This window comes from Roseicyclus sp. (genome assembly GCF_965662675.1).
Lineage (GTDB): Bacteria > Pseudomonadota > Alphaproteobacteria > Rhodobacterales > Rhodobacteraceae > Roseicyclus.
Window position 1 is genome coordinate 1 of record NZ_CBFIIK010000070.1, and the last position, 9,358, is coordinate 9,358.

Sequence of the window (9,358 nt, forward strand, 5' to 3'; positions counted from 1 at the left end):
TTCTTTGGGTCCAAGGGTTGCACTCGTGTAGAACGTTGGATGCCAGTTCCATCCGCTCCGCCATAAAACCCCATATTTTTACTTTATACCAACCACTTGGGTATTTTTTGGCGTTAATCAGCCCCCAATTCGTCCCCACACCGTTGCTTGGATGAATGGGAGGCTGTTGAGCCGACTGTAGGGTTATGTGGTGCATCAAGGGGCATAGACGAAAGCGACCGCTTTTCCGCGTATCAAGAAATCCGTCCCGTGCGCGAGGCTATGTGCTCTGTCGCATCGCTCCAGCATCTCTCATTGGCCTGTCAGCGCAGAAAATCGCCACAGTCATATCTGCGCGCTAGGGAAACCGGGTCACAGGCTCTGGTCGGTATCGGGCGCTTGATCGACTTCTACAACCACCAACGCCCCATACTGCCCATGGCGGACAACCGCCCGCCGTGGTCTAGTTCAACATCATTGCAACCGATCAGCAGGTGGTGGCCGAAGAAGAAATTCACCGGGGATCTGTCGAAGAAGTGGCGAGTAGCTCAAAAGGCTTAGCGAAGGTGCCTCTGAACCACCTTCAACGCCGGATATAGGGCGCGATATGCCTCCAAACGCGATGGTGATATCAAATCGCGCGCAGTCTTGGGTTTGAACCACAGGCGGACATCGGGTCTGTGCATGACCGCCTCGATTGGCCTGTCGCCACAGGCCACCACCGCTAACCGTGCCGCGCCTAAGGCAGGGCCGACAACAGCATCGTCGCTGCGACCCAACGAGATGCCAGTGATATCGGCGATCATCTGCATCAATAGATCACTGCGCGTGCCGCCACCGATGGCCAAGACCGATGTAGGCGTTGTGCCTGCCGCCGCGAAAGCCTGTGCCGCATCGGCGAAGGAAAAGGCGATCGCCTCCAGCACGGCGCGCATCAAGCTGCCTTGGGTGGTGGTTTCGCCGAGATTGGCAAAGCCGCCGCGGATCGTGGTGTCGCCATGCGGTGTACGCTCGCCGGTGAGGTAGGGCAGGAACAGCGGACCCGGCTGTGCCTGTGCCGCCTCGGCCAGAAGCACCTCGATGGGCCGGTCCAACAGCTTGGCCAGCCACGCCATCGGGCGGGCGCCGTTCAACATCGCGGCCATCTGGAACCAGTGCCCCGGCACTGTATGGGCATAGGCATGAATACGGTTCTCGACATTCGGGCGATAGCTGTCGGTGGTCACGAAGAGCTGACCCGATGTGCCAAGCGAGATGAAACCATCCCCGGCATGAACAGCCCCCAGTCCAACCGCACCCGCCGCACCGTCACCCGCACCAGCCGCCACGGGGATGCCCGGCGTCAGCCCTAGATCTGCGGCGACATCGGGCAGAAGCGTTCCGGCAATTTCTGTCCCGTGCACAACGCTGGGCAACCACGCGGGGTCGGTTGCGCTGACGTCGCAAAGACGCGATGACCAGCGCCGCGCCGCTTGGTCGAACCATGATGTGCCTGCCGCGTCCGAGGGATCGGTGACCAATTCACCATGCAGACGCAGGCCGATGTAATCCTTGGGCAACAGCACATGGCGGATCTGCGCATGGGCGGCAGGGTCGTGACGGGCCAACCACAGGATTTTCGGCGCGGTGAATCCGGGCATGGGTATGACGCCTGCGATCTGCGCGGCCAATGGCTCGGCGGCGAGTATGTCGACGCATTCGACATCGGCGCGGGCGTCATTCCACAAGATGACCGGGCGGATCGGCTGGCGGTCTGCGTTCAGCACCACCGCGCCGTGCATCTGGCCCGACAGGCCGATGGCCCTGATCGCAGTGCGCAGGGACGGATCGAGCGCCGCGATGGCCGTGCGGGTCGCGACCCACCAGCCTTCGCAATCCTGCTCGCTGGCCCCTTCGAACGGGTGAGAGATCTCAAGATCGACGGCCTCTTGCGCGACCAGATGCCCGGCCCCGTCGATGACGCAAAGCTTGACGGCCGACGTTCCCAAATCGATCCCGAGATACATCCTGTTATCCTTTCCCCGTCCGCAAGATGCCCTTAAGGTTGCACTCTGGCATTTCAGGGGTCATTGTTTAATTTAACTCGCGTAATGTTTTGCGGGCGTTGTTGGCCCGGAGGCAAGCGCAAATCATGCACATGCGGCGTCAATCGCTGCAGGAGGCGGCGATATGACGGATCAAAAAGTGCGCAACATGGAGGAATTCGCCGCCCTTAGCGGGATTTCCCGCCCGACGGTGTCCAAGTACTTCAACGATCCTGCCAGCGTGCGTACAACAACCCGGGCAAAGATCGAAGACGCGCTGGCGCGGTTCGATTTCCGCCCCAATATATATGCAGTCAACCAAAACCGCCGCCTGACCAAGAATATCGGCATCGTGGTGCCGTATCTCGCCGACCCTTTCTTCGCCGAGATCGCGCGTAATATCGAACAGCTGTGCATCGCCAACGGGTTTCGTCCGATCTTGATGAGTTCGCATGGCGGTGCCGATCAGGAATGCGATAATCTCGACGCCTTGCGCGCGCTGAAACCGGCGGGCGTATTGCTTGCGCCGCTTGGGCGCATCTCGGACAAACGCGCGCTGGAGCGGTTCTGCCGTGATGTCCCAACGGTGCTTTTCGACAGTAATATCGAAGGCTTGGGTGAGGCATTCATCGGCTCGGACAATGCGAGTTTCGTGAACCAGACGGTCGACTACCTTTGCCGCAGCGGCGAGCCGCCTTGTTTTTTCGAGATGCGCACGCCGGCCAACCCGAATGCCAACAAGCGCCGCGTCTCCTACATCGAGGCGATGCATCGCCATGGCCTAGAGCCGGTGTTGATCAGTGTGGAAGGCGATGGATGGGGCTTTGAAGAGATCGGGCGTCGTGGGGCACATAGCGCGATCGCGGCGGGCGACTTCAAGACCAATACGATTCTCTGCAGCAACGATCGCTTGGCCATCGGGGTTCTAGCCGCGTGTTTCGAGCGCGAGTTGCGTGTCGGGCGCGGAGCTGATTGCGATTTCCGCGTAGCGTCCCATGACGGGCATCCGTTTTCGCGCTTCACCTGTCCGGCGCTTACGACTGCGGCCCATGATTACAAGGCGGTCGCCAGCAATAGCGTCGAGAAACTATTCCAACTGATCGAGAGCGGCGGCAGCCTCGGCGACCGTACAGAGGCGCTTTTTCCGGCCCATTTGATCGTGCGCGCCTCAGCGTGACAGGCAAAAGTTATCGCGCGTAAAATATTTATTGACGCGCGTATTGTTTCTCCGCATGGTTGGGCCATCACATCCAATCAGGGAGGATACGGATGTCTCGCAAGACCGCACTTCGTGCGTCCAGTGCCGTTGCACTTTTCGCGCTCGCCTCGGCTGCCATGGCCCAGGACACCACAATCACCATCGCGACCGTGAACAACGGCGACATGATCCGGATGCAGGGCTATACCGAGCTCTTCACTGCCGAGACCGGCATCGCCGTGGAATGGGTCACCTTGGAAGAGAACGTGCTGCGTCAGCGCGTGACGACCGACATCACCACCAATGGCGGTCAGTTCGACATCATGACCATCGGCATGTACGAAACGCCGATCTGGGGTGCCAACGGTTGGCTTGTCCCGCTTGATGGCCTGTCGGCTGAATACAATGTCGACGACATCCTGCCCGCCATGCGCGGCGGCCTGAGCCATGATGGCACGCTTTACGCGGCGCCGTTCTACGGTGAGTCCTCGATGATCATGTACCGCACCGACCTGATGGCGGCCGCTGGTCTCGAGATGCCCACGGCCCCGACTTGGGACTTCATCCGCCAAGCGGCGGCTGCAATGACCGACCGTGCCGATGACATCAACGGCATCTGCCTGCGCGGCAAGGCCGGTTGGGGTGAGGGCGGTGCCTTCATCACCGCGATGTCGAATTCCTTTGGCGCGCGCTGGTTCGACATGGATTGGAACGCGCAGTTCGACACCGAGGCTTGGGCCAACACGCTCAACTTCTTCAACGACATGATGCAGGAATCCGGCCCTGCCGGTTTCGCGACCAACGGCTTCAACGAGAACCTCTCGCTGTTCCAGCAGGGCAAGTGCGGCATGTGGATCGACGCAACCGTCGCGGCATCCTTCGTGACCAACCCCAACGACAGCGAAGTGGCCGACAGCGTCGGCTTCGCGCTGGCCCCTGATACGGGCTTGGGCAAGCGGTCCAACTGGCTTTGGGCATGGGCGCTGGCGATCCCCGCAGGCACCCAGCAGCAAGATGCAGCCCTTCAGTTCATCGAATGGGCGACCTCGACCGACTATATCGAGCTGGTTGCTGAAAACGAAGGCTGGGCCAACGTTCCCCCGGGCGCGCGCACCTCGCTTTACGAGAACCCCAACTACATGGCGGTGCCCTTTGCGCAGATGACGCTCGACAGCATCTTGTCCGCTGACCCGACGAATTCCACCGTCGAACCCTCGCCCTATGTCGGCGTGCAGTTCGCGGCCATCCCGGAATTTGCAGGGATCGCAACCGAGGTGAGCCAAGAGTTCTCAGCAGCCTATGCCGGTCAGCAGACCGTCGCCGAGGCACTTGCCAAGGCGCAAGAGATCACTAACGAAGCGATGGAAGCCGCAGGCTACCGCTAACTCTCTTCGCAAAGATCGGAAGGCGGCGTTGACGCCGCCTTCCACCATCCACAAGTTTCGAATTTCCCCTAAACTCGGCTTGTCGTGGGCGACGCGCCCGCCTGCAGAGGATATTTTCATGGCCACCCAGCACTCACGCACCGCCGCAAGGATCATGATGGCCCCCGCGGTCTTCTTGCTTCTGGTGTGGATGTTGGTGCCTTTGACCATGACGCTATGGTTCTCGTTCCGGCAATATCTGCCGCTGCGCGGTGGCGACCAAGGCTTCGTCTGGTTCGACAATTACATCCGCTTCATCAGTTCGAGCGCCTTTTGGCCTGCGGTCCAGACGACCTTGGTCATCGTGGGTGGCGCGCTGTTGATCTCCATCGTTCTTGGCGTTTTGCTGGCGATCTTGCTCGATCAGCCGATGTGGGGGCAGGGCGTTGTCCGCATCCTCGTGATCGCGCCCTTCTTTGTCATGCCCACAGTTTCAGCGTTGGTGTGGAAGAACATGTTCATGGACCCCACCAATGGCTTGTTCGCCCATCTGTGGCGCGCCTTTGGGGCCGATCCCGTCGTGTGGCTCAGTGATGCCTCGATCTTTTCGGTGATCGTGATCGTGTCGTGGCAGTGGTTGCCTTTCGCGACCCTGATCTTGCTGACGGCGATCCAGTCGCTCGACAGCGAACAGCTAGAGGCCGCCGAGATGGATGGCGCCCCGCCGCTGTCGCGTTTCGTCTTCATCACCTTGCCACATCTGAGCCGTGCGATCACCATCGTGGTGCTGATCCAGACGATCTTCTTGCTGTCGATCTTTGCCGAGATCTTCGTCACCACGGGCGGTGCGTTCGGCACGCGGACGCTGACCTACCTGATCTATCAGCGCGTGCTTGAAAGCCAGAATGTGGGTCTGGGCAGCGCCGGTGGGGTTTATGCCATCATCCTCGCCAATATCGTCGCGCTGTTCTTGATGCGCATCGTTGGCAAGAACCTGGACCGCTGAGGAGCATCCGATATGGCGCGCACCGTTTCGACCCAACGCAAGACCCTCAACACTGCCCTCGCGTGGACCATCGGCTTCGTGATCTTTTTCCCGATCCTGTGGACCATCCTGACCTCGTTCAAAACCGAGGCCGAGGCGATCGCGAACCCGCCGATCTTTCTGGCCTTCGACTGGACGCTGGAAAACTACGCCGTGGTGCAGGAACGCTCGAACTATATGCGGTTCTTGTGGAATTCGATCATCATTGCGGGCGGCTCGACCGTCTTGGGGGTGATCATCGCGGTCCCTGCGGCGTGGTCCATGGCCTTTGTGCCGTCGCACCGGACCAAGGACATCTTGCTATGGATGCTCTCGACCAAGATGTTGCCGGCGGTGGGCGTGCTTTACCCGATCTATCTCTTGTGCATCCAGCTGGGCGTGCTCGACAATCGCGCGGCGCTGGTGGTGATCTTGATGCTGATCAACCTGCCGATCATCGTGTGGATGCTCTACACCTATTTCCGCGAGATCCCCGGTGAGATCCTCGAGGCCGCGCGCATGGACGGGGCAGGGCTGAAGGAAGAGCTGCTTTATGTCCTGACACCCATGGCCATACCCGGCATTGCCTCGACCCTGCTGTTGAATTTCATCCTCGCTTGGAACGAGGCGTTTTGGACCCTCAACCTGACGGCCGTGGATGCCGCACCGCTAACGGCCTTTATTGCCAGCTATTCCAGCCCCGAGGGACTGTTCTTCGCCAAACTCAGCGCCGCCTCGACCATGGCGATTGCGCCGATCCTGATCCTTGGCTGGTTCAGCCAGAAACAACTTGTCCGCGGCCTTACCTTTGGCGCGGTGAAATAAGAACACGCGCTCAAGTAGCGACGCGATAGCGCAAAGGAAGACACCGAAATGGGACGCATCACGCTCGAAAAGGTTCGCAAGGCATTTGGCGAAGTGGAAGTGATCCCGCCGCTGGATCTCACCATCGAAGAGGGTGAGTTCGTGGTTTTCGTCGGGCCCTCGGGCTGCGGGAAATCCACGCTCTTGCGCCTGATCGCGGGGCTCGAGGATGTCACGGGCGGTGAGATCCGCATCGATGGCCAGGATGCCACCGCCGTGCCACCCGCCAAGCGGGGCTTGGCGATGGTGTTCCAATCCTACGCGCTTTACCCGCATATGTCGGTGCGCAAGAACATCGCCTTTCCGCTGCGCATGGCGAAGATGGACCGCGCCGAACAGGATCGCCGGGTCACGGCAGCGGCCTCGGTCTTGAACCTGACCGACTACCTCGACCGTAAGCCCGGACAGTTGTCGGGCGGCCAGCGCCAGCGCGTCGCCATCGGGCGGGCCATCGTGCGCGAACCGGCGGCCTTCTTGTTCGACGAACCGCTGTCGAACCTCGATGCGGCGCTGCGGGTGGGGATGCGGCTTGAGATTTCCGAGCTTCACAAGCGGCTCAAGACCACGATGATCTACGTCACCCATGATCAAGTCGAGGCCATGACCATGGCCGACAAGATCGTGGTGCTGCGCGCCGGTCACATCGAACAGGTCGGCAGCCCGCTGGATCTGTATTACAACCCGCGCAACCTGTTCGTCGCGGGTTTTATCGGCTCGCCCAAGATGAACCTGTTGACCGGCCCCGAGGCGGAAAAGCGCGGCGCCCATACCATCGGCATCCGCCCCGAACATATCGCGCTGTCCACCACGGATGGCGCGTGGAAAGGTCGAGTGGGCGTGGCCGAGCATCTGGGATCGGATACCTTCTTCCATGTCCATTGCGACGGGGTGCAAGACAGCATGACCGTGCGTGTCGGTGGCGAGGTTGGGCTGAACTATGGCGATAGCGTCTATCTCAGTCCTGATGAGGAGCGGATGCATCGCTTTGATGACAGGGGGCTGCGCATCGCATGAGATTGGCCGGGAAAACAGCGATCATCACGGGGGCTGCGCGCGGCATCGGGCGTGCCTTTGCCGAAGCCTATGTGGCCGAAGGCGCGCGTGTCGCCATCGCCGATATCGACATCACCCGCGCGCGTGCCACCGCCGCCGAGATTGGCCCATCGGCCATCGCGGTGGCGCTGGATGTCACGCGCCAAGACAGTATTGATGCAGCGGTTGCCCAGACCGTGGCGGCTTTTGGCCAGATCGACATCTTGATCAACAATGCCGCCATCTTCACCGCCGCCCCGATCGTTGAGATCGACCGGGCCGAGTACGCCCGTGTCTTCGACATCAATGTCAGTGGCACCTTGTTCATGATGCAGGCTGTTGCCCGCCACATGATCGAGGCGGGCATTCGCGGACGCATCATCAACATGGCCTCCCAAGCCGGGCGGCGGGGCGAAAGCCTCGTCGCCGTTTATTGCGCCACCAAGGCGGCGGTGATCAGCCTGACCCAATCGGCCGGGCTGAACCTGATCACGCATGGCATCAATGTGAACGCCATCGCACCGGGCGTGGTGGATGGCGAGCATTGGGATGGTGTGGATGCCTTTTTCGCCAAGTACGAAGGCAAGGCGCCCGGACAGAAAAAGGCCGAAGTTGGGGCCGGCGTTCCTTATGGCCGCATGGGGCGCGCGGAAGACCTGACCGGCATGGCGGTGTTTCTGGCCAGCGCCGAGGCCGCATACATCGTGGCCCAATGCTATAATGTGGATGGCGGCCAATGGATGAGCTGATGACTGCGGCCCGCCCGATCCCCCTTTCGAACAAGACATTGGGCGATCTGCCCAAGGCGATCTTGCGCCCCGGCTACGATCGCGCGCGGCTGACCCCCGGTATCGTGCATATCGGCTTGGGCAATTTCCACCGCGCCCATCAGGCATGGTATCTGCATCGGCTGATGCAGCAGGGCCTTGCCCATGACTGGGCGATCCTTGGGGCAGGGGTGATGCCCCATGACGCCGCGATGCGCGACAAGCTCTTGGCGCAAGATTGCCTGACCACCTTGATCGAATTGGCCCCCACCCATCGCAGCGCCGAGGTGACGGGCGCGATGATCGACTATCTGCCGGTCCAAGAAGGGCATGGCCCGCTGATCGCGGCCATGACCGACCCGTGTATTCGTATCGTCAGCCTGACCGTGACCGAGGGGGGGTATTACGTCGATCCGGTCTCAGGCGGTTTGGATGTGACCCATCCCGATATTCTTCATGATGCTGCCAATCCCGACCGCCCCCGAACGGCCTTTGGTGCCATGGTGGCCGCCTTGCGCGCGCGCCGCGCGGCAGGGTGTGGGCCTTTTACAGGGCTCAGCTGTGACAATCTTCGCGGCAATGGGGCCGTGTTGCGGCAAACGCTGGTGGGCCTTGCCCGTCTTTCTGATCCCGGCTTGGCCGATTGGATCGACAGCCACGGCGCCTTCCCCAATTCCATGGTCGACAGCATCGTGCCTGCCACTGGACCCAGTGAATTGGCCTTGGCGCGTGAATTGGGCGTAGCTGATGCCGCGCCGGTCACGCATGAGAATTTCCGCCAATGGGTCATGGAGGATGAGTTTTGCGCCGGACGCCCCGATTGGGACAAGGTCGGCGCGATCTTTACCGATCAGGTGCATGCCTATGAGATGATGAAGATCCGCGTGCTGAACGCGGGCCATCAGGTCTTGGCCAATGCCGGTGAACTGTTGGGCGCGGCCACGATCGCCGATTGCATGGCCCATCCCGCGATCGCGGCGCTGTTTCGCAAGATCCAAATGACCGAGATCCTGCCCTATGTCAGCGCGGTGCCGGGCATGACGCCCAAGGCTTATCTGGACCTGATCGAGCGGCGCTTTGCCAACCCCGCGATCCGCGACACGACC

General features: G+C 61.0%; 8 protein-coding genes and 1 pseudogene. 8 read left to right on the forward strand and 1 reads right to left on the reverse strand.

Going from position 1 to position 9,358, the window contains the following annotated elements; genetic code table 11:
- Positions 1-324 precede the first annotated feature (324 nt).
- A pseudogene (locus tag ACTG4J_RS10665) lies at positions 325-446 on the forward strand (IS3 family transposase); the annotation flags it as partial.
- A gap of 90 nt (positions 447-536) precedes the next feature.
- Here the strand turns inward: ACTG4J_RS10665 and xylB are convergent.
- The gene (gene xylB, locus ACTG4J_RS10670; RefSeq protein WP_439139393.1) at positions 537-1,985 is read right to left on the reverse strand and encodes a xylulokinase; all 1,449 of its coding nucleotides are present in this window, start codon (positions 1,983-1,985) and stop codon (positions 537-539) included.
- Positions 1,986-2,148: 163 nt separating this feature from the next.
- Between xylB and ACTG4J_RS10675 the strand changes: the two genes are divergently transcribed.
- From ACTG4J_RS10675 to ACTG4J_RS10705, 7 genes are all read left to right on the forward strand, one after another.
- Positions 2,149-3,180: a LacI family DNA-binding transcriptional regulator gene (locus ACTG4J_RS10675; RefSeq protein WP_439139395.1), complete on the forward strand. Its 1,032-nt coding sequence runs from the start codon at positions 2,149-2,151 to the stop codon at positions 3,178-3,180.
- Between the two features lie 92 nt (positions 3,181-3,272).
- Positions 3,273-4,586 (forward strand): ABC transporter substrate-binding protein, encoded by a 1,314-nt coding sequence (locus ACTG4J_RS10680; protein WP_439139397.1) that lies wholly within the window; start codon positions 3,273-3,275, stop codon positions 4,584-4,586.
- A gap of 118 nt (positions 4,587-4,704) precedes the next feature.
- Positions 4,705-5,571 (forward strand): carbohydrate ABC transporter permease, encoded by an 867-nt coding sequence (locus ACTG4J_RS10685; protein ID WP_439139399.1) that lies wholly within the window; start codon positions 4,705-4,707, stop codon positions 5,569-5,571.
- A 12-nt stretch (positions 5,572-5,583) separates the two neighbouring features.
- A complete protein-coding gene (locus ACTG4J_RS10690) occupies positions 5,584-6,414 on the forward strand; it encodes a carbohydrate ABC transporter permease (protein ID WP_439139401.1) in 831 nt (276 codons plus the stop codon).
- Positions 6,415-6,462: 48 nt separating this feature from the next.
- A complete protein-coding gene (locus ACTG4J_RS10695) occupies positions 6,463-7,467 on the forward strand; it encodes an ABC transporter ATP-binding protein (RefSeq protein ID WP_439139403.1) in 1,005 nt (334 codons plus the stop codon).
- Positions 7,464-8,234: an L-iditol 2-dehydrogenase gene (locus tag ACTG4J_RS10700; RefSeq protein ID WP_439139405.1), complete on the forward strand. Its 771-nt coding sequence runs from the start codon at positions 7,464-7,466 to the stop codon at positions 8,232-8,234. Before ACTG4J_RS10695 ends, ACTG4J_RS10700 begins: the two co-directional genes overlap by 4 nt.
- A partial coding sequence (locus ACTG4J_RS10705; RefSeq protein ID WP_439139407.1) for a mannitol dehydrogenase family protein occupies positions 8,234-9,358 on the forward strand: 1,125 nt, incomplete at its 3' end. The genes ACTG4J_RS10700 and ACTG4J_RS10705, both read left to right, overlap by 1 nt.

Excerpts from the sequence above, each read along its gene's own strand:
- xylB (WP_439139393.1), bottom strand. The coding sequence starts at position 1,985 with ATGTATCTCGGGATCGATTTGGGAACGTCGGCCGTCAAGCTTTGCGTC.
- ACTG4J_RS10675 (WP_439139395.1), top strand. The coding sequence starts at position 2,149 with ATGACGGATCAAAAAGTGCGCAACATGGAGGAATTCGCCGCCCTTAGC.
- ACTG4J_RS10680 (WP_439139397.1), top strand. The coding sequence starts at position 3,273 with ATGTCTCGCAAGACCGCACTTCGTGCGTCCAGTGCCGTTGCACTTTTC.
- ACTG4J_RS10685 (WP_439139399.1), top strand. The coding sequence starts at position 4,705 with ATGGCCACCCAGCACTCACGCACCGCCGCAAGGATCATGATGGCCCCC.
- ACTG4J_RS10690 (WP_439139401.1), top strand. The coding sequence starts at position 5,584 with ATGGCGCGCACCGTTTCGACCCAACGCAAGACCCTCAACACTGCCCTC.
- ACTG4J_RS10695 (WP_439139403.1), top strand. The coding sequence starts at position 6,463 with ATGGGACGCATCACGCTCGAAAAGGTTCGCAAGGCATTTGGCGAAGTG.
- ACTG4J_RS10700 (WP_439139405.1), top strand. The coding sequence starts at position 7,464 with ATGAGATTGGCCGGGAAAACAGCGATCATCACGGGGGCTGCGCGCGGC.